This is a genomic window from Leptolyngbya sp. CALU 1928, assembly GCF_056784215.1.
In genome coordinates this window covers 1078132-1097768 of the sequence record NZ_JBXBCE010000001.1, presented here as the reverse complement: position 1 = coordinate 1097768, position 19637 = coordinate 1078132, and the positions used below count along the sequence as shown (strand labels likewise).

Here is a 19637-nt window from a genome sequence, read left to right as displayed (position 1 = left end):
AGTTTGCCACTCGTCCTTCGCCATTCGCTTAGAGTCCTATTTGCCCGTTACAATGATCAGAGGTTATTTTTCACACTTAAACCTTTAGAGAGTAGGGCGTTTGTGGCGCAGGATCGAGCAAATCCAAGAGATGGCACTGGCAGTTCATACCGCAAGGGGGTTGCTACCACTCATTACGACCTCCTAAAGATCCATCCATCAGCATCCGTCAAGGAAATTCGGCAGGCTTACCGTGAGTTAAGTAAGCTCTATCATCCTGATACGACTACATTGCCAACCGCGATCGCCACGGCTAAATTTCAACAGTTGAATGAAGCCTATGCCACGCTAACGAGTGAAGAACAACGCACTGCTTACAATCTTAAGATTCGGTATTCTTCTGTCCCCGTTGTGCGCCCTTTGCCCAGCCTGCACCAGTCATCGTCTCAAAACCAGCCTGTGTCGTCCTCTGCCTATATTGATGCCACCGATCGCCCCCTTTCGCCGGGTGAACTGTTTGCCCTGTTTATCTTAGGGTTGACGTTTGTGGGGTGTCTTTGTCTGGCGATCGCGATCGGGCTAACCCGTGGAGACACGCTCATGCAACCGATGACTGCCCAGCCTGTGCCGCCTGCCCAGCAAACCATCACTCAGCTATCTATCCCCGTCAAAGCTATCCCCGTCAAAGGGGAGACGGATTACGTCCCACCTCAAAAAGCCTTAACCTTTACTAACAAAGATCAGTGAGAAACAGTTCTTCCATGTCACTTCCCTCCGCCGATACGCCGCTTTACAACCATCCTCTGCCGGATATTGAGCAGTGGTTAAAAACCCATGATTGTCAGCAAGACCGTGAGGATTTGCACTGTTGGCACATCGAGCGCGCAGGCTGGAAAGCAGAACTGTGGCTGGATGTGGATCAGTTGAGTGTACGATACTTTGAGTTTGGCGATGGCGATCGCGCCGTGCAGCGATCGTTTAAATATTCTCTTAGCCGCCACGATATCGAAGCTGCTATCTTTGCGGGACCTTAAAAATAGCCTCTTTGAAGAAGCAATGTGGGAGCCGAAATAAGAGTTAGGCGGTTAAAATCGCTAGCTGGATTTTCCACCCCAGACTGAGAACGCGGGATTGCTAACCCTGCCGTTATTTTATAATGCCAAAAAAATTAGAATTTTAGAACAACCATTCCATAAGGAGGAGATTTTGCTCACTAGATAGTGTTGGACTGTTTTTAGTTTAAGCAGCACCGGATTTTAGGGGTATAAGGCAGATAGCAATCTGCTTATCTGTCAGCAGGATTATGGAGATTTTGGCGATGTCCTTAGAAAGTGCAAGTCGGTTTCTGGAAGCCGTTGCCTATGATGAAACGTTGCGAGAGCAGTTTCATCACATGCAGGGACCAGAAGAGTTTCTGAAAATTACTGAGCAATTAGGGTACAGCTTTACCACGGATGAATTGCTGACCCTAGCACGGGAGCAAAGCGAAGGAATCACTGTGCGAAGGCATACGGGCGTGTGGAAGTGGTTACGCAGCATTAACTGGGTCTGAGGGTGGGCAATTCAACGGGTGCTATAGCAACAAGCAACATGGGTGATTGCCAACTGGCGTTGAGGTTGTATTATTGGCGATCTTCCCCTAATTAAAGCGATGCATAAAAAACTTCCATCCCTGATTTGGCGACCCTCCTATCCATCTTGACCGAAACGGCTTTTGCTTAACTTGTTAGGACTGATGCAAGGGTGTTTGATGAGGGGAGCGATCGTAAAGATACGGTAAAGATAGAAGAAGACAATCCGTAGACTTAAGGAAGAGTATGCAAAAGTATCAATATGTTCCTTTATAGTGCTTAGAAAATTTTTGCATAGGATGCGGCTTCAACTTACGGCATTTATACTATGGTTACTCTCCCAGATAGCCCTACCCCTTCTTACCCGCCCACTCAAAAAATACTCAGCCTAAAACTGATGAAGCGGCATCTGGCGCGTCTCTACAATGCTTTGCAAACCGAATTTGAATTTCGGTTTCGCCGCTCTGCAATTCGCGCCGAGATGGAGCAAATCCGCAAGTTTCCTAGGAATCTCCATGTCGAAGGCACCAACGTTTGCAACGCTAAATGCACGTTTTGCGCCTATCCTCAAATGGAGCGGGCAAAAGAAACAATGCCGATGGAAACCTTTCATCGGGTTGTGGATGAATACGTTGCGATGGGCGGCAAGGGCGTTTCTCTGACCCCTATCGTCGGCGATCCTTTCGTCGATCGCCACATTTTTGAGCGCCTCGACATCCTCAACCAAATCTCTGATATTAAAGGCTTTTACTTCTATACCAACGGCATTCTTATGAAGCCCCAAGTCAGCGAACGGCTGTTGGGGTATGGCAACAAACTCCATGTTTATGTGTCCTTTGGTGGTTTCGATCGGGAGACCTATAAAATCATCATGGGAGTAGACTACTTCGATCTAGTCTGTAGCAACATCGAAAATTTCGTCGAGTCCAAACGCCGCACCGGATCATCCACCATGTTCACCCTTGCTCTTCGGTGTCCACCCGCCAACTGGAACGGAGACTTTTGGGCAAAATGCAAAGGTTACGAGCAAGAAGGACTGATGTCCATACATTTTGCAAAAACCTTTGACTCTTGGGCAGGTAAAGTAAAACCGGAAGCACTAGAGAAAGTTGGGTTGGAGCCAGTCTTGCACCCCTACAAACGTGGAGCGTGCGAACTGCTGTTTGCCAAGCCGATTGTGCTAGCAAACGGAAAGGTAAACGCCTGTGCCTGTCGAGATGTGGAAGCCGAACTGATTATTGGTAACGTTAACGAAACCCCTCTCGCGGAACTGTGGGCAGGCAAAGAGATTAACAACATTATTGAACGACATGAGCGGGGAGACTTTCCCGAAGTTTGCAAACGCTGCACATGGTATAACAGCATTTACAACACCCGCAAACGCCAGCTCCATATTAACTGGATGTCTCAATCTTGGGATGACGAGTAACAAAATAATTGCAGTATTTACTAGTAACACTACTTTTCTAGATTTTTTCCATCATAGACTTCTGCTGTTAGCCCGCAATTAATTGCCGACATAATCGCAACGTGGCAAAAAGAGTTTGGGAGTTTTGTCAGGCAATCAGCTCATACACTTCATCGATGATCAAAGGGCTTAAGCTTCTTGCTAAGTCTAAGGCGAGTTATTTGCAATTCAACCGAGTCCGTCAGGATTAAACTAGTTGCTGTCAGTAGGGTCTGCACGTTAAAGTCGAGGGCAATTAAGTTCTTGATGGATCTTGCCCATGCAGCCTATTCGAGTGGTTGTTGCCCTGTTGTTTGCGATCGCGTTTAGTTTAACTCCTATCTCTCCAGCACTGGCAGCCAGTTTTGCGCCCAACGAAAATCTAGTAGTGGAAGGAATTCCAGAGATTCCGCTAACGCTGGTAGAAAGGGTCAAACGCTACACGGAGTTTCGCTCAGCCAGTTTAGCGAGTTGGCATCCACAGCGGCGCGATATTTTAATCTCCACCCGATTTGCGAATAATGCTCAGGTGCATCAGGTGCGATCGCCGCTTGCGGCTCGGACTCAACTCACGTTTTTTACGGAAACTCCTTCTGGAGCGACCTATCAGCCAACTCAGGGTAACTATTTTGTCTTTAGCCGTGATACTGGCGGCAATGAGTTTAGCCAAAACTATCGCTTCGATATGGCAACCGGAGACGTGACCCTGCTGACGGATGGCAAGTCAAAAAATAGTCGGGGTGTGTGGTCTGCCAAGGGCGATCGCATGGCGTATACCTCGACTCGTCGCACGGGTAAAGATGCGGATTTATATGTGATTGACCCAACGAAGCCCAGCAGCGATCGCCTGTTGGCAACCGTGGAAGGCGGCGGTTGGGGTCCGTTGGATTGGTCACCCAACGATCGCCAGTTGTTGGTATCGCAATATTTGTCTGCCAACGAAAGCTATTTGTGGTTATTTGATGCGCAGACCGGGAATCGCACTCTGCTCACGCCCAAGGGTAAAGAAACGGTGCTGTATGAATCGGCAGTGTTTAGCAAAGATGGTAAGGGTTTATATGTAGTCAGCGATCGCGGCTCCGAATTTCAGCAGCTTGCCTACTACAATCTCGCCAACCAGCGCTATACACCGCTCACCAGCAAAATTAAGTGGGATGTGGAAGACTTTGACTTATCGGAAGACGGCAAGCGCCTCGCCTTTGTCACCAACGAAGATGGAGTTAGCGTCTTGCATCTGCTGGATACCAAAACTCGCCGAGAGTCTGCTTTGCCTAAGTTACCGAATGGAGTCATGGTGGGCTTGCAGTGGCACCGCAATAACCGCGATCTCGGCTTTACTTTCGTGTCGGCTCGGTCTACTGCGGATATTTATTCCATTGATGTCACCAAAAATAAGCTAGAGCGCTGGACAGAAAGTGAAACGGGCGGCATTAACACCCGCACCTTTTCGGAAGCAGATCTGGTTCGCTGGAAAAGCTTTGATGGCAAAACAATCTCTGGCTTTCTATACCGTCCTGCTCAAAAATTTACGGGCAAGCGTCCCGTCATCATTGATATTCACGGGGGACCAGAAGCCCAATTCCGTCCGGTATTTTTGGGACGGCAGAACTATTACTTGAACGAACTGGGCGCAGCGGTTCTGTTTCCCAATGTGCGTGGCTCCACAGGCTATGGAAAATCGTTTTTGAAGCTAGATAATGGCTTTTTGCGAGAAGATTCCGTGAAAGATATCGGGGCACTGCTCGATTGGATTGCAACGCAACCGGACTTGGATGCCAGCCGGGTGATGGTCACAGGTGGCAGCTATGGCGGCTATATGTCCTTGGCAGTGGCGACGACCTACAGTGATCGTATCCAAGGAGCGATTGACATTGTGGGCATCTCCAACTTTGTCTCATTTCTAGAGCGCACCGAAAGCTATCGGCGCGATTTGCGTCGGGTGGAATATGGTGACGAACGCGATCCTAAAATGCGAGAATTCTTGTTGAACATTTCACCGCTCAACAACGCTGAAAAAATCAAAAAGCCTTTATTTGTGATCCACGGTAAAAATGATCCCCGTGTGCCGCTTAACGAAGCCGAACAAATTGTGGCAACGGTTCGGAAAAACAACACTCCCGTCTGGTATCTAATGGCAAAGGATGAAGGACACGGGTTCGCCAAGAAACCCAACGCCGATTTTCAGTTTTATTCCACGGTGCAATTCATCAAAACCTACTTGTTGAACGAATCGGGTAGTCAATGAGGCGAATTTAACGCTACAACTCAATTAAAGGAATTCATCCAGCCGACTTCACGAGAAAGGAAAACCCATGACAAGAGACGGAGATAAACAAAGCGTCTTTAACGAAATCAAAACCCAGGTAGTGATCTTGGGTGGATTGGTGCTGTTGGCATGGGGTTTGGAGTTATTTGATCTATTTGTCCTGCGGGGCGGCGGTTCCCTCTATGGCGGGTTTAGTCAATGCCAAACGGATTTGCGCGGTGGCTTGGCACAATGCGGGTTAAACCAATTTGGCATCATTCCTCGAAATTTGATCGGGCTGCGGGGCATCTTGTTCGCACCTTTTTTACACGCCAACTTGGCACACTTAATCGGCAACACCATTCCCTTTATCACTTTGGGCTGGCTGATTATGTTGGGCGAAATTAGTGACTTTTTTGTGGTCAGCATTATTTCTGCCCTAGTGGGTGGTTTGGGCACCTGGTTATTTGGCTCTCCAGGCGTTCACATTGGAGCCAGCGGCGTAATCTTTGGCTATTTGGGCTATCTCCTGTCGCGGGGCTATTTTGAACGCAAACCGCTTTCCATTGCGATGTCCTTATTTGTGTTAGTGCTGTACGGCAGCTTGCTTTGGGGATTGCTGCCGTTGCAGTATGGGATTTCTTGGGAAGGGCACCTGTTCGGCTTTTTAGGCGGGGTCGTGTCGGCTAAGATCCTATCGCGAGATAGTAAATCGGTTGGAGGATAAAAGCGTTGACGAATGCCGTGATTCTGGGCTGTGGCTATGTGGGGCGATCGCTGGCTCCTCTCTGGCGGCAAACGATGGCGGTGACTGCCACCACGACAACGGCAGAACGGCTTGCAGAATTAGAAACTCTGGCAGATTGCGCTGTGGTTATAAAAGGAAATGATGAGGCAGCCGTGCGATCGCTGTTACACAATCAGCAAGTGCTGCTGGTATCCGTCGGTGCGCCTAATGCCAACGCCTACGAAGAAACCTACCTCAACACGGCAAAAACAGTGGTCGCCGCTTTGAAAAAGTCCTCAGTGCAGCAGGTGATTTATACCAGCAGCTATGCAGTGTATGGCGATCGCGGTGGCGAGTGGGTCTATGAGACTACACCCGTTGTCCCACTGAATCAAAAAGCTGAAATTTTGGCAGCAACCGAGCAAGTGTTGCTGAGTGCGGCTCATGACTCGCTGAAAGTCTGTGTTTTGAGGCTCGGTGGCATTTATGGTGCTGGACGCGAATTGGTAAAAATTTTTGGAAGGGCGGCAGGCAGCGTTCGTCCTGGAACGGGTGAAGAAGCCTCCAACTGGATTCACATCGACGATATTGTGGGCGCGATCGCTTTTGCCCAACAGCACCACCTCAGCGGAATCTACAATCTGGTCGGCACTGTTCCACTCACCACCCAGGAATTGCTCGATCGCGTTTTCACCGCGCACAATCTGCCTTTAGCGACTTGGGACGGTTCACAATCCAGCACCCGCTCTTACAACGCTCGTGTGTCAAACCAAAAGCTGCGGGATGCCGGATATAAGTTTATCTACCCAGAGATCCAAGAAACGCTGTAATCTAGGCTTCTAGAAATCAAGCGATTGTTTCCCATGCATACTGTTTCACTAAGCCCTGCTGCCTTCCCACCGTTGACCACCAAAGACCACATTGCTCAGGTCTATCATCAACCACTGCCCGATCTGCTGTTTGCCGCACAGACGACCCATCGGCAACACCATGATCCCCATGCAGTGCAGTTGTGTACCTTATGCAGCATCAAAACTGGAGCCTGCCCGGAAGACTGCGGCTACTGCTCTCAAAGTGTGCATAATTCAACCGATCTCCAGCCAGAACCATTGATGGATGTGGCTGCGGTGCTATCAGAAGCAGCGATCGCCAAAGCTAGTGGTTCCACCCGATTTTGTATGGGAGCCGCATGGCGCGAAGTGAAAGACGGTGCTCAGTTTGAGCGCGTCCTGGACATGGTGCGGCAGGTAGCGGCGCTGGATCTGGAAGTTTGCTGCACCCTGGGAATGCTGAAACCCCATCAGGCACAGCAGTTGAAAGCAGCCGGATTGACTGCCTATAACCACAACCTGGATACCTCGCCCGATTACTACCAGCAGATCATCACGACCCGCACCTACCGCGATCGCCTGGAAACCATCCGCGTCGTTAGCGAAGCCGGAATTTCAGTGTGCTGTGGCGGCATTGTGGGCATGGGCGAATCAGTCGGCGATCGGCTCGATCTGCTGGAATCCCTTGCTAATCTGTCTCCCGCTCCCGAATCCATCCCAATCAACTGCCTTGTGCCCGTTGCTGGAACCCCACTGCAAGACGTACCGCCGATTGACCCAATCGACCTTGTGCGGATGATTGCCACCACTCGCATTCTGTTTCCTACTGCAATGGTGCGCCTCTCTGCCGGACGGCTGACCATGAGCGATGAACTGCAAGCTTTGTGCTTTTTGGCAGGAGCCAACTCTATCTTTACCGGACCCAAACTGCTGACTACCCCCAATCCTATCGGATCTGAAGATGAAGCATTGCTGCAACGCCTCGGCATGGTGCCTAAACCGCTGTAATGGTTAAGTAGGGTTGATATTGCAGCGATCGCGTTCAAACACTCGACAGCAACATTCACCGAAGCCAAAGGCTTTGAAGCCGAGAAATTAACATTGAAAGCATTAGGGTGGGAGAGAACTAAGAACTAAAAAATAAAAAATAAAAATATATCCAGAAGAAATATGAGCAGTACAACTATTAACTTTCAACTGGTTGAATCGCTGATCCAAGCCATTCATGCACTCTCACCCGCTGAGCAGAACCTCGTGCGATCGCACCTCCTACCCCATCTAGCCACTGAGTTATCCAAACAATCCATCATCGATATTCTCAATGAAGCCCCCGGTCAACAGCTCTTTCAAACCCCTGAAGAGGTTGACCAATATTTACAGCAAGAGAGAGCTTCATGGGACGACTAAATCTACCAGAATCAAGCTTGGTCTACATCGATATCGTCGTTGTGATCTACAGTATTGAGAAGTTTCCCGGTTATTCTCCACTCCTATAGGAGTCATGATGACGACACTTAAACAGCTAGAAGCCCAGCTACTCTTGCTCAAACCCTCAGAGCAGGCTGCCATCATTCAACTGCTCTCAAACAACTTAGCCAACACTTGGGAGGGAATTGGCAAAACACCCAATGTGATGGGCGGTGATGCCTGCATCCGTGACACCCGTATTCCAGTTTGGCTGCTCATTAGCTATCGACGGCTGGGACTTAGTGAAGCCAAACTTCTAGAGAACTACCCTGACCTGTCAGCCACTGATCTGGCAAACGCTTGGGCGTATGCTGCAATATATCCTAGCGAAATTGAGATTGCCATCCGCAAGCAGGATGAAGCATAGCTGATGGCGCGATTCTATGCTGATGAACAATTTCCTGGAGAAGCCACGCTCGTCCCGCGATCGCTCGGACACAATGTATTAACTGTCCAGGAAGCTGGCAATGCCAATCAGCGCATTCCTGACCCTGATGTTTTAGCCTTTGCCACAAAGGATTGTCGAGCTGTTTTAACGCTCAACCGCCACGATTTCATTCGGCTCCATAAAGTTTCACCCAATCATTCCGGTATTATTGCTTGTACTGAAAACCCGAATTTTGAACGACTAGCAGAGAAAATTCACCAAGCAGTGACTCAACTCGACCGTTTAGATAGCCAATTGATTCGGATTTATCGAGATGCTTAACGATGAAATACCCCGCGATCGCGAGGGTGAAAAGATAGTGCCTCAATCCGCTTTACCTCAAGAATTACAGCCGTTTTCTGTGTTGGGTGTGCCCGTTCATTTGACGAGCGACTATTTGGGCTGGCTGGTGTCTCAAGCAGTCCAACAGCGGGGTTGTCATGTGGTGACGTTGAACGCAGAAATGACGATGCAGGCAGGGCAAAATCCACCGCTTGCCGAGATTATCCAGCAGGCAGAACTGGTGATTCCCGATGGTTCTGGCATTGTGCTGTACCTGAAGCTATACGGCAAGCAGGTCGAACGTCGCCCCGGTATCGAACTGGCAGAAGGAATGCTGCAAGCCTTTGGCAAATCGAGAGATTTGGGCACGGTGTTTTTCTATGGTGGACAGCCGGGAGTCACGGATCAGGCTGCGATCTCGTGGCAACAGCAGTGTCCGGGGCTGGTGATTGACACCCAACACGGCTATCTCAAACCAGAGGAGCAGCTTGGGTTTGAGCAGCGATTAAAGGACTTACAACCTGGATTGATTCTGGTGGGTTTGGGTGTGCCTCGGCAGGAATTTTGGATCGCGGAACATCGCTATCTCTGTCCTAATTCAATCTGGATTGGCGTAGGCGGCAGTTTTGATATTTGGGCAGGTACGAAAACCCGCGCTCCAGAGTTCTTTCGCAAAAACCATTTGGAGTGGTTCTATCGTCTCTATCAAGAACCGTGGCGCTGGAAGCGAATGCTGGCGTTGCCGCATTTTGCATGGCGATCGCTGCTCTGGCGAGTGGGCATCGGAACCAAAAAATAGGAAGCTATTTTGGGGCTTCTGTGTTCTAATGAACGGAAATTTGCGATCGCTCCATTTTTATTCCTATGCCCCAAGGTTCAACCCGCCTGCCCTCTAAGGAAAAACCCTCGGTGTCGCCCTCATTAGATGCGACTCGGAAGGCGATCGTCTGTTTGCGGCAGGTTCACAAAGCGTATGACAACGGCTTTAAGGCGCTCACGGATATCAATCTGGAGATTCAAAGCGGCGACTTTTTGTTTGTCACGGGTCCTTCTGGGTCTGGCAAATCCACTTTTCTCAAGCTGCTGTATGGCGAGGAACGGGCAACAGCGGGTGAGGTGATGGTGGATGGGTTGAATGTGGGTGGGTTGAAGGGCGATCGCTTGGCGGCACTGCGGCGACGGATTGGCATCGTCTTTCAAGATTACAAGCTGATTCCCCGGCGCACAGTCGCGGAAAATGTGGCGTTTGTGCTGTGGGCACAGGGTTATGGTCGTCAGGAGATTCAGCGCCGCCTGCCGCCTGCCCTAAAAATGGTTGGACTTCAGCACAAAGCAGATAGTTTTCCTGATGAGCTATCGGGTGGGGAGCAGCAGCGCGCCAGCATTGCCCGTGCGATCGTCAACACACCACCGCTTGTGCTTGCGGATGAACCGACTGGCAACTTGGATGCCGACAATTCCTGGCAGGTGATCAAAATTCTCAAAAAGCTACACGCGATCGGCATTACGATCATTGTCACCACTCACGACGAAAGCCTGATTCGCCTCTCAAACCATCCGGTGGTTCAAATTCGCAACGGTCACCTTTACTGTTCCCAGCCAAAATAACAGAGTTTCAGCAGTGCTAAAAAGCCTGGGAAGCTGCAAAAACATTGAATTGACTCAGGTGGCAATCTTCATTTAGATTCCCAAATCGAGTACTGTAGAAATCTAGGCAGTAAACCCTTTACCACGCCAATCCACATCCGCCGCTTACTACCTGCTATCAGCAATGTCCAATACTTATACTGTTGAAATCCATCATCAGGGTACGACTCACACCATTCAAGTTCCCGAAGACAAAACCGTTTTGGAAGTTGCCGATGCGCTTCAGCTAGATTTGCCCAGTTCTTGCCATGCGGGAGTTTGCACAACTTGCGCGGCTCAGCTTTTAGAAGGAACCGTTGACCAAGCAGACGGCATGGGAATCAGCCCAGAGCTACAGGAACAAGGGTATGCGTTGCTCTGTGTCTCTCATCCTCGTTCCAATCTAAAGGTTGAAACTGAAAAGGAAGACACGGTTTATAACCTTCAGTTCGGGCAACCTCAAAAATAAGTTTGCTTGTGTTATTAGTCTCAGATCTTTATTGGATTGCGTCATGACCACTCATTTTATTACTGCCGAAATTGATTTGCAGGAGTCGCCCCTGGCACTTCAACGGGAAGTAGAAGCAGAGTTGCAAAAGCGGGGAGAACCTCTGCGATGGGCAGTGACAGCAGTTGATTTAGAGCGACAAAAGGCTGTGGTCGAGGCGATCGTGACTCAAGCTACTCAAACTGAAGCACCAACTCACTAGCAACTTTTAGGTTTCGGGTTTCGGGTTTCGGGTCTCAGCACTCTGATGAAAGGTGAGAGTCGAGAGTCAGAAAACGAGAAGGAAATTAAAAACTTAAAACTTAAAACTTCTATCTCAACTCCGCACTCTGACCCATGAAACGCCCTTACACTGTTGTGCTGATTGTGCCCACTGGAATTGGGGCATCCATTGGCGGCTATGCGGGAGATGCATTGCCAGTAGCACGGGCGATCGCTGAAGTGGCAGATTGTCTGATCACCCATCCCAATGTATTGAACGGTGCGCAGCTTTACTGGAATTTGCCCAACGCTTTGTATGTGGAAGGCTACGGATTGGATCAGTTTGCAGCGGGGGCTTGGGGCTTGCGTCCAGTCCATCACAATCGAGTGGGGCTGATTCTCGATCGCGCCATTGAACCCGATTTGCGAATTCGCCATTTGCAAGCTGCGGATGCTACCCGCGCCACGCTGGGACTAAGTTTGACAGATTATGTCATCACCGATATGCCCTTGGGTGTGAATTTGAAGACCGCAGATTCTGGGGCGACTTGGGGCACGATTGACCAGCCCGATAGCCTGCTGAGAGCCGCAGAGCAGTTGATTACGAAAGCGGGAGCCGAGGCGATCGCGATCGTCGCTCGGTTTCCCGATGACGTGGATAGCGATGCTCTGCACAATTATCGCCACGGTCAAGGCGTAGACCCGCTGGCGGGAGCCGAAGCCGTGATTAGCCATCTGATCGTCCGCACTTTTCAGATTCCCTGTGCCCATGCGCCTGCCCTACTGCCGTTACCGCTTGATGCCACTATTTCCCCCCGTTCTGCTGCCGAGGAGTTAGGACATACCTTCCTGCCTTGCGTCTTGGTGGGGTTGAGTCGGGCACCGCAGTTTGTCTTGTCTGGTAATGCGGCTTCGGGTGATCTGTGGGCAAATCAAGTGGATGCGATCGTCATTCCTGCAACCGCCTGTGGGGGAAGTGCGGTGCTGAGTCTCTGCCAGCAGCCCCACACGAAGATTGTAGCAGTGCGCGAGAATCAAACCAGAATGCAAGTGCCACCGGAAGCCTTGGGCATTGCGGCAATCCAGGTCAATTCATATCTGGAAGCGTTGGGCGTGCTGGTGGCAGAGCGCGCAGGGATCAGTCTAGAGTTATTCAATCCAGCAATTACGTCCTTGAAATGTCTGGTATGAAACCCGGCTGAACAGCGAACCAGCGCCACCAGAACAATCGCCAGCCAGGAAAGAAGTGAAGGTGGAGCGATCGCCCATTCCCGCAGCCCTTCCCGAATTTCCTCTAGCGATCGCGTAGATTAGAACAAACCCGTTGCACGCTGAGAAATACCGTGGATTTCTCTTCCTATCTCAATTTTCTGATTGCCAACTATACAAAGCAGCCCGATCGCTACACGCTGACGGATTTGCGGGTGGAATATCGCGAAGAGGAGCAGCGATCGCCCAATGAGCCAGCAGCAGGCAGAAATCCAGAAAAGAAAATCGAGCGGCTGGAAGTGCTGGCGGGGCTGCGAAAGTATGGGATGCCCAACAATGGACAGGCGGGACAGGTAGTATTGGTGGGCAAGCCCGGATCGGGAAAATCGACAGCATTGCAGCGGTTGCGGTGGGAGTTGGCACAGTCGGCATTAGCAGATGAAGCGCAGCCGGTTCCGGTGCTGGTGGCATTGCGGGGCGATCGCTCGATTATAGAGGCGATTGGTGCGGAGTTTCGGCAGGCGAAGTTGCGGGTGAGTCTGGAGCAGATTGATGAGTGGCTACTGCATGGGCGACTGTTTTTACTGCTGGATGGACTGAACGAAATTCCCTCAGAAAATCGAGAGCATCAGGTACGGCAGTTCTGGGAGGATAACCGCCAAGATACGCCAATGATTTTTACCTCGCGGCAGTTAGGCACGGGGCTAGGGATTGAGCAAAGGCTGGAAATGTGTCCGCTAACAGAACCGCAGATGCGCGACTTTGTAACCCGCTATCTGCCGGAGCGGGGCAGGGCTGATTCATTGGCAGAAGGAAAATAGGCGAGGGATATCATGAGCAACCTGTCGAATCGCCTGAGTCAAAGAGTCAAACCCATGCTGCCGGAAGAGATTAAGGGCAAAGGTTCGCACAATTGCCATATTAATCAAAGCGTGACCCTCACACAGTGGAGTCGTATCTTCTTGAAAGACCACATCTTTACACCAGTGGAGGCGATTCTCAATGTGCCAATGCTGCCGGATACGACGGGCAAACTCGGCGGCATCGGTTGCCAGCGAACTGATATAAAACACCGTCTGTGAAACGGGTATGCCTGCTCTTAGTCCGGTGCGTTCGACCCGAATCACTCGTTTAAGAGCGACCCAACTTGGGTCAATGGTGGCACTTGGCTCCAATACACACACACGGCGTTGGGTTGAGCGATTGCGCGTCCGCTCTGAGTCCACGTGACAACTGAGGGGAGACGAGTGTTCAAACTGCTGCTGGATTTGGGCTAATAATTTGGGTTGATTCCCTTTGATGGCAATTAAGTAGTGGTTCTGACTGGCTATAATTTGCTGAACTGTTTTTTTTTTGGCGTGCAGGGCATCAAAACTAAAACACACCCCTTGCAACTGAAGGTGCTCCAACAAGGTTTGTACCGTTACAATTTCACTACTCGTTTTGTTGTGCATGGATTGCACCCCAACGACCAGTCCCAGTCGAGTGCTGACCACCGACACCACACTGACAAAATCTTGATACGCCTGGTCGTAATCTCTCAGACTGACTCGGATGCTCTTGCCGTCAACGGCACAAGCGGCTTGCTCTTCCAGCTCAACCGTTTCCTGTGCCCATTGATTGAAAACCTCGGTTAACGCCTCAAAGTCCACTCGCACCAAAGCGCGGCGAATCGTCGAGTAGCAGGGTAACCGCTCATAGGGCACTTCGAGTACCCCTAACAATTGGGTTTGATGGCGCTCCACAAAGCACGCGATCGCTCGATACCCCACACACCCGCTCATCGTTGCCATCAGTACCAGCAACAAAATCACCCACAATGGATACTGGGGTTGGGTTCGATAGTCTCGTACTTGTTTGAGAGCATCAATCAGGCTCATGGCTAGCTAGGGGTGAAAGAGCATCACCCATTATCATTTTTCTACCACTGATGAACTAGCCCTGGGAGCGGGGGGACGAGTTGCTGCGGAGCCTGAAAGACCGCCTGCGCGAAATTGCCGAAACGCCCTTACTGCTGAAGTTGCTGTGCGAGGTGTATGCCGATCCAGATCTCCAATTTTTTGAAAAAGTCGGAGATCTCAAGAGCAAAGGGGAATTGTTTCGGGCAGTCGATCGCAAGTACAACACCTGGAAAAACGGCGAAGGGGTGAGAACCTCCGCCAAGTTTTGGCAGTGGAACGGGGAATTGCTAAGGCGGTTGGCGTTTGACATGTTGCAGGCAGACGGCAGCCCAACGGGGAAATGGTTGCAGTGCGATCGCGCCCAAGCAGAGCGACTGCTGGAGCAATTTTTGCAAGGGCGAGTCACAGCACCGGGCGAGCAAGCCAAAGACTGGCTCCAGGATTTACTCGATCACCATTTGCTACAAGTTGCCGCCAACCCGAACCAAATTGAGTTTCGCCACCAGTTGTTTCAGGAATACTACGCCGCCGAATACCTGCTGCTGCAATTATCAACCCTCAGCGATGCCAAGCTGAAGCGGGATTATCTCAATTTGTTGAAGTGGACTGAACCCCTGGCAATGATGGCGGCACTGATACCCGATGAGACACAGGCAGTGCAGGTGGTCAAGCTGGCACTGGAGGTGGATTGGAAGCTGGGAGCGCGACTGGCAGGAGAGGTGAAGCCGAAGTTTCAGGAGCAAACTGTAGGATTAGTCAACAAACTTATTGATGAGAAGAGACTGCCGGAATGGTTGAAGGTGGAGCTTTTAGGGGAGACGCGATCGGAGGTTTCAATATCATACCTAACGAAAATCATTTGTAATGAAGAGGATCGGGATTTAGTTCTCCAATCTGCTTTTGCCCTGAGACGGATTGGTAGCAAGTCAGCAGTTCCGATGCTACTCGAAGCCTTAACTCATAACAGCCAACTGACTGTTTGTGCTGCCCTTTTTTCATTGGGTGGAATTGGAGATGATAAAGCCATCCCCAAGCTGCAACAGACTCTCAGCCGCCATGAGGATGATGGTATCCGAGCGCAAGCCGCTGATGCATTAGGTGAATTGGGTAATCAAGCGGTTGCCCCAGATTTGCTTGAAGCATTGAAAGACGAGAGTGAGCGAGTTCGCACTAAAGCGGCTGAGGCTTTGGGTGATTTGGCTTGTGACTCAGCGATTTCAGCCCTAGTAAAAATAGCGGTAGAAGAATCATCAATCTCTCTACGCTGGGTTGCAGGCAGAGCCTTATCCCAAATCAATGGTGATAAAGCTGCTAACGAGCTTATCAAATCATTAAAAGATCCAAATCGTGAAACCCGCCAAAATGCAGCCGAAGCGCTGGGTAAAGTCGGCAGTGAAAAAGCCATCCTGCCATTAGTCGCAAGCTTTGAAGATGGACACATTCGTTGGAAAGCTGCCCGCACGATCAAAGAATTGAATGCTCAACAGGCAATTCCAGAACTGATCAAAGCCTTAAAGCATGACCATCCTTGCGTTGCCGAGTGTGCAGCATGGACATTGGGTGAATTAGGAAACTATAGAGCAACTGAAAGGCTGATCAGCGTTCTCTTCAATTGGTATCCCGGATTGACTGCAAAAGCTGCTGAAGCTTTAGGAAAACTGGGAGATCAGACAGCAGTTCCAGAGTTACGTAAACTCTTGCAAGCCAATCCGAGTAAAGAAATTCGTGGAAAGCTAGTTATTGCGCTAGGAACACTAGGGGATGGGCAAGTACTTCCAGAATTGCTCAGAATTCTGGAAGACCCAAACGTTGCCTTTACTCTTGGTATCGGTCCTTATGATTGGTGGAAACCTCTCAAAGCATTAGAGGCAATCGGTGGAAAGACCGTTGTCTCTGGATTAATCCAAGCTCTTAAGTCAACTTATACCAATGTTCGTTGGGAATCGGCTAAAGCATTAGGTCACTTAGCGGATGATGATGCTATTGATGGCTTGCTTACTACCTTATTGGATAAAAACTCCACTGTCAGAATGATGTCCGCAGAAGCATTGGGTAAGTTTGAAAGCCGTTTAGTGTTGCTCAAGCTGGTTGAATTTTTGAAGCCCAATAATAACCCAAGTATCCAAAATCCAGATATCCGAGAAGCTGCTATTCGAGTATTTGGTTACCTGGTTAACCAATCATCAGTTGAAGTATTAACGGAATTTTTGACCGACCCAGAATTTGTGGTTCGCTTTAGTGCTATTGAAGCATTGATTAAACTCAGTAATTCACCAATGCAAACGCAAGTCTCTCAAGTTTTAAGTTCTGATTGGAAGATCAAGCTTTTGAATGATCATTTTTCCTCCTCGATCGCCGCTATCCAAGCCAACTGCCAGTTCTACAACTACGAGATTTTCGGCTCTGACCCAGTGCCAGAAGACCGTGGGCATTTGTTTGATAGCTTTAGTACCGTATACATAGAATCTATCAAGGAACTTACACTCATGTCGAATAAACAACCCATCATCAATCAACAAGGAACATTTGGTATCGGCTATGCCGCAGAAGGGAGTAATTCAAAGGTGATTCAAAACGTCCGAAATACCCAACAAGCTTCCCCTGAAACTGCTCTTAATGCCGTGGTGGAGATTATTCGGGCATTGGAGCAGAAATATTCTTTTGTACAGGACGAGCAACAGGCACTCAGCATCATTGATGCAGAATTCAAAGAAATCAAAGCTAAGCAGCTTCCCCAGTGGCAAGACTTGATGAATGTTAAGCGGCTCTGGAATGGCGGTAAAAAAGCGGCAGTGAAAGTAGGCGAACACTTTACTGATCAAAATCCTTGGGGTAAAGGCTTGATGGCTTTTCTAGAAGGTGTTAGCGAAGATGTGAAATAGCGCGCTTACAAGTTTAGGAGGTAGCCTTATGCAAATTACCCTCGACCTGCCCGACGACCTCGCCCAATTCGACCAAGCTGCCATCATCCAGGAAATCGCGATCGCCCTGTTCCAACAGCATCACATCACGCTTGACCAGGGTGCCCAACTTACTGGAATGCCCCATCCTGAGTTTCAGCACCTCCTGACCAGCCGCGATATTGCGATTCCCCCAGCGATCTCAAACGATTCCGACGACGAACCGGACCCTGATGAAACCCCCAACGAAATTATTCTCGAAGGGATTCGCCAGGGCTTATACGAAGCCTTCACCGGACAAACCATTCCTCTAGCTCAACTGTGGGACGGGGTTGATGCCGACTGACCCACCCCCGATCCAAATTGATCTCACCCCCCGCTTCCAGCGTGACCTGCGCGATCTCGCTAAACGCTATCGCCAGGTTCGTGCAGATCTCCAATCCCTAATTGAGCAACTCCAAGCGGGTGAACTTCCGGGCGATCGCATGGCGGGAGTAAACTATACCGTTTTCAAAGTTCGCCTCAAAAAAGCAATATCCAAAAAGGCAAAAGTGGCGGTTATCGAGTCATCTATTACGTCAAAACTGCTGATCGAATCATCCTGGCAACGATCTACGCCAAATCCGATCTCGCTGATGTTGACGCTGAAGTAATCGAAGCCGCGATAGCTCAATACGAACAATAAATCCAATTACCTGACGAGCTTCCATGAGGGAATCGCATGAGTGAAATGTCTAAATTCATCAGCAAAGCTTGCTAGTATTTAGCCGTTGCCTTTTTTTTACCGATTTTTCCTGTGGCAGATCCCTTTTCTGACGATCCTGAATTTGTACCATTGACGCGCATCCAAGTGCTGGTTGCCATGGGAATAACCGCGGTCGTGCTGTTGGTAGTGAGTAAGCTGTGGGTCAAGTTTGGATCGGGGCTAATGCTGCCGATCGCCTGGTCTAGCGAACACGCTCTGCTGGGAGTCGGGTTAGGCGTTGGCATCACGCTAGCTAGTTCAGTCGTCTATGCGCTGTGGGCAGAGTATCGCCAGAGCGCCGACTACTACCTGCAACTGGTCTTAAAGCCGCTGGTGTTTCCTGACATCCTCTGGTTGGGCTTGCTGCCGGGACTGAGTGAAGAACTGCTGTTTCGCGGGGTGATGCTGCCCACCTTTGGGTTAGATGCCGCAGGCATTCTGTTTTCAAGCCTCTGTTTTGGAGTTTTGCACCTTAGCAGTTTCAAGCAATGGTCGTATGTCGTGTGGGCAACGGCGATCGGGGGCGTGCTGGGAGTCAGTGCCCTAATGACTAATAATTTGCTGGTGCCGATTTTGGCGCATATCACCACCAACTTTATTTCTGGCTGCTTATGGAAATGGCGCGGTTTCAAAGATGATGTCGCATAAAGCAATTGTCACAAAGATGTAGGACACGCCTATTTTTTGAACTGCGATCGCGGCTTGATTTCCCAACTCCGCACTCCCAACTCTGTACTCCGTACCCTCTTTTACTCGATCGCCTCATCTTCACTCTGACCCGATCGCTTAAAAAACTTGCAAATCCCCCGTTTAGAGCCGCGAATGAATTGGCACCATTCCTGCACCAAAGCAGACTCGAACTGCTCTAGTTCATCAGTGGCTTGAGAAATATTGAGTCCAGAGCCATACAGCACTTTGAGGGCTTGTTTCAGGTCGTGGCGATCGCTGGCGGTGAACCCAGCGCGGCGCAAGCCGACTACGTTCAGTCCCATAATTGTGTTGGGGCTGACGCTGCGGGTAATGCAAAAGGGCAACACATCTTTTTGAACCGCAGAACCCCCTGCCATCATTGCCAACCTGCCCACACGGGTAAACTGATGCACCAAACAGTTGCCGCTAATGAAGGCGCGATCGCCCACTTCCACATAGCCTGCTAGCAGTGCCCCATTTGCCACAATCACATCATTGCCCACCTGAACGTTGTGCGCCGCGTGGCTTTGCGCCATAAACAAGCAGCGATCGCCGATTTCCGTGACCGTGCCTGCTTTGGTGCCGCGATGGATCGTCACCCCTTCCCGAATCACGCAGTCTTCGCCAATTTGCACATAGGATGCTTCATCTTTGAATGCCAAATCCTGCGGCACATCGCCCAACACTGCGCCAGAATGCACCTGACAGCCTGCGCCTAAGGTCGTGTAGGGCAAAATTGTGACGTGAGGATTGATCGTGCAGCGATCGCCCAATTTGACGCTATGACCAATGTAGGCAAACGCCCCCACCGTTACCCCTTCCCCCAACTCTACCCCCGATTCAATCACTGCGGTTGGGTGTATCATCGTCCTCACTTCCACG

At 50.1% G+C, this 19637-nt stretch carries 23 protein-coding genes; 21 read left to right on the top strand and 2 right to left on the bottom strand.

The annotated features are described in order from the left end of the window. The first annotated feature begins 102 nt into the window (after window positions 1-102). The 17 genes from AC1S5B_RS05080 to AC1S5B_RS05000 all read left to right on the top strand — a co-directional run bounded on the left by AC1S5B_RS05080 (window position 103) and on the right by AC1S5B_RS05000 (window position 13340). Window positions 103-726 carry a J domain-containing protein gene (locus tag AC1S5B_RS05080; protein WP_482034618.1) on the top strand — a complete coding sequence of 208 codons (624 nt, stop codon included), beginning with the start codon at window positions 103-105 and terminating at the stop codon, window positions 724-726. 14 nt (window positions 727-740) lie between these two features. Then, the gene (locus AC1S5B_RS05075; RefSeq protein WP_482034617.1) at window positions 741-1013 is read left to right on the top strand and encodes a DUF3143 domain-containing protein; all 273 of its coding nucleotides are present in this window, start codon (window positions 741-743) and stop codon (window positions 1011-1013) included. A gap of 284 nt (window positions 1014-1297) precedes the next feature. Beyond that, complete coding sequence (locus tag AC1S5B_RS05070; protein ID WP_482034616.1) at window positions 1298-1531, top strand: Nif11-like leader peptide family natural product precursor; 234 nt, start codon at window positions 1298-1300, stop codon at window positions 1529-1531. 347 nt (window positions 1532-1878) lie between these two features. Further along, a complete protein-coding gene (locus tag AC1S5B_RS05065) occupies window positions 1879-2979 on the top strand; it encodes a radical SAM/SPASM domain-containing protein (RefSeq protein ID WP_482034615.1) in 1101 nt (366 codons plus the stop codon). Between the two features lie 298 nt (window positions 2980-3277). After that, the gene (locus AC1S5B_RS05060; protein WP_482034614.1) at window positions 3278-5242 is read left to right on the top strand and encodes a S9 family peptidase; all 1965 of its coding nucleotides are present in this window, start codon (window positions 3278-3280) and stop codon (window positions 5240-5242) included. Window positions 5243-5309: 67 nt separating this feature from the next. Further along, on the top strand, window positions 5310-5969 hold the full coding sequence (locus AC1S5B_RS05055) for a rhomboid family intramembrane serine protease (RefSeq protein WP_482034613.1): 660 nt from the start codon (window positions 5310-5312) through the stop codon (window positions 5967-5969). A 5-nt stretch (window positions 5970-5974) separates the two neighbouring features. After that, the gene (locus AC1S5B_RS05050; RefSeq protein WP_482034612.1) at window positions 5975-6799 is read left to right on the top strand and encodes an NAD-dependent epimerase/dehydratase family protein; all 825 of its coding nucleotides are present in this window, start codon (window positions 5975-5977) and stop codon (window positions 6797-6799) included. Between the two features lie 33 nt (window positions 6800-6832). Next, the gene (bioB, locus tag AC1S5B_RS05045) at window positions 6833-7807 is read left to right on the top strand and encodes a biotin synthase BioB (protein WP_482034611.1); all 975 of its coding nucleotides are present in this window, start codon (window positions 6833-6835) and stop codon (window positions 7805-7807) included. 162 nt (window positions 7808-7969) lie between these two features. Further along, on the top strand, window positions 7970-8206 hold the full coding sequence (locus AC1S5B_RS05040; protein WP_482034610.1) for a hypothetical protein: 237 nt from the start codon (window positions 7970-7972) through the stop codon (window positions 8204-8206). A gap of 94 nt (window positions 8207-8300) precedes the next feature. Further along, a complete protein-coding gene (locus AC1S5B_RS05035; RefSeq protein ID WP_482034609.1) occupies window positions 8301-8633 on the top strand; it encodes a DUF433 domain-containing protein in 333 nt (110 codons plus the stop codon). Window positions 8634-8636: 3 nt separating this feature from the next. Continuing rightward, on the top strand, window positions 8637-8975 hold the full coding sequence (locus tag AC1S5B_RS05030; RefSeq protein ID WP_482034608.1) for a DUF5615 family PIN-like protein: 339 nt from the start codon (window positions 8637-8639) through the stop codon (window positions 8973-8975). Then, window positions 8968-9774 (top strand): WecB/TagA/CpsF family glycosyltransferase, encoded by an 807-nt coding sequence (locus AC1S5B_RS05025; protein ID WP_482034607.1) that lies wholly within the window; start codon window positions 8968-8970, stop codon window positions 9772-9774. The genes AC1S5B_RS05030 and AC1S5B_RS05025 overlap by 8 nt, the downstream gene beginning before the upstream one ends. 65 nt (window positions 9775-9839) lie before the next feature. Next, window positions 9840-10583 (top strand): cell division ATP-binding protein FtsE, encoded by a 744-nt coding sequence (ftsE, locus tag AC1S5B_RS05020; RefSeq protein WP_482034606.1) that lies wholly within the window; start codon window positions 9840-9842, stop codon window positions 10581-10583. 163 nt (window positions 10584-10746) lie between these two features. Beyond that, window positions 10747-11070: a 2Fe-2S iron-sulfur cluster-binding protein gene (locus AC1S5B_RS05015; protein ID WP_482034605.1), complete on the top strand. Its 324-nt coding sequence runs from the start codon at window positions 10747-10749 to the stop codon at window positions 11068-11070. Between the two features lie 43 nt (window positions 11071-11113). Continuing rightward, window positions 11114-11311 carry a hypothetical protein gene (locus tag AC1S5B_RS05010; protein ID WP_482034604.1) on the top strand — a complete coding sequence of 66 codons (198 nt, stop codon included), beginning with the start codon at window positions 11114-11116 and terminating at the stop codon, window positions 11309-11311. Window positions 11312-11445: 134 nt separating this feature from the next. After that, complete coding sequence (locus AC1S5B_RS05005; RefSeq protein ID WP_482034603.1) at window positions 11446-12501, top strand: DUF3326 domain-containing protein; 1056 nt, start codon at window positions 11446-11448, stop codon at window positions 12499-12501. Window positions 12502-12653: 152 nt separating this feature from the next. Next, window positions 12654-13340, top strand: a complete 687-nt coding sequence (locus AC1S5B_RS05000; RefSeq protein WP_482034602.1) for an NACHT domain-containing protein — start codon at window positions 12654-12656, stop codon at window positions 13338-13340. Here the strand turns inward: AC1S5B_RS05000 and AC1S5B_RS04995 are convergent. Next, a complete protein-coding gene (locus AC1S5B_RS04995) occupies window positions 13320-14399 on the bottom strand; it encodes an ISAs1 family transposase (RefSeq protein WP_482033858.1) in 1080 nt (359 codons plus the stop codon). The genes AC1S5B_RS05000 and AC1S5B_RS04995 overlap by 21 nt on opposite strands. A gap of 80 nt (window positions 14400-14479) precedes the next feature. On the opposite strand from AC1S5B_RS04995, the gene AC1S5B_RS04990 reads away from it, so the two are divergent. The 4 genes from AC1S5B_RS04990 to AC1S5B_RS04975 all read left to right on the top strand — a co-directional run bounded on the left by AC1S5B_RS04990 (window position 14480) and on the right by AC1S5B_RS04975 (window position 18713). Beyond that, window positions 14480-17302, top strand: a complete 2823-nt coding sequence (locus AC1S5B_RS04990) for a HEAT repeat domain-containing protein (RefSeq protein WP_482034601.1) — start codon at window positions 14480-14482, stop codon at window positions 17300-17302. A gap of 28 nt (window positions 17303-17330) precedes the next feature. Then, the gene (locus AC1S5B_RS04985; RefSeq protein WP_482034600.1) at window positions 17331-17666 is read left to right on the top strand and encodes a UPF0175 family protein; all 336 of its coding nucleotides are present in this window, start codon (window positions 17331-17333) and stop codon (window positions 17664-17666) included. Next, window positions 17656-17973: a type II toxin-antitoxin system RelE/ParE family toxin gene (locus tag AC1S5B_RS04980; RefSeq protein WP_482034599.1), complete on the top strand. Its 318-nt coding sequence runs from the start codon at window positions 17656-17658 to the stop codon at window positions 17971-17973. Before AC1S5B_RS04985 ends, AC1S5B_RS04980 begins: the two co-directional genes overlap by 11 nt. Window positions 17974-18116: 143 nt before the next feature. Continuing rightward, a complete protein-coding gene (locus AC1S5B_RS04975; protein ID WP_482034598.1) occupies window positions 18117-18713 on the top strand; it encodes a CPBP family intramembrane glutamic endopeptidase in 597 nt (198 codons plus the stop codon). Between the two features lie 101 nt (window positions 18714-18814). On the opposite strand, the gene lpxA is transcribed toward AC1S5B_RS04975, so the two are convergent. Then, window positions 18815-19621 carry an acyl-ACP--UDP-N-acetylglucosamine O-acyltransferase gene (gene lpxA, locus AC1S5B_RS04970; protein WP_482034597.1) on the bottom strand — a complete coding sequence of 269 codons (807 nt, stop codon included), beginning with the start codon at window positions 19619-19621 and terminating at the stop codon, window positions 18815-18817. Window positions 19622-19637: the final 16 nt, after the last annotated feature.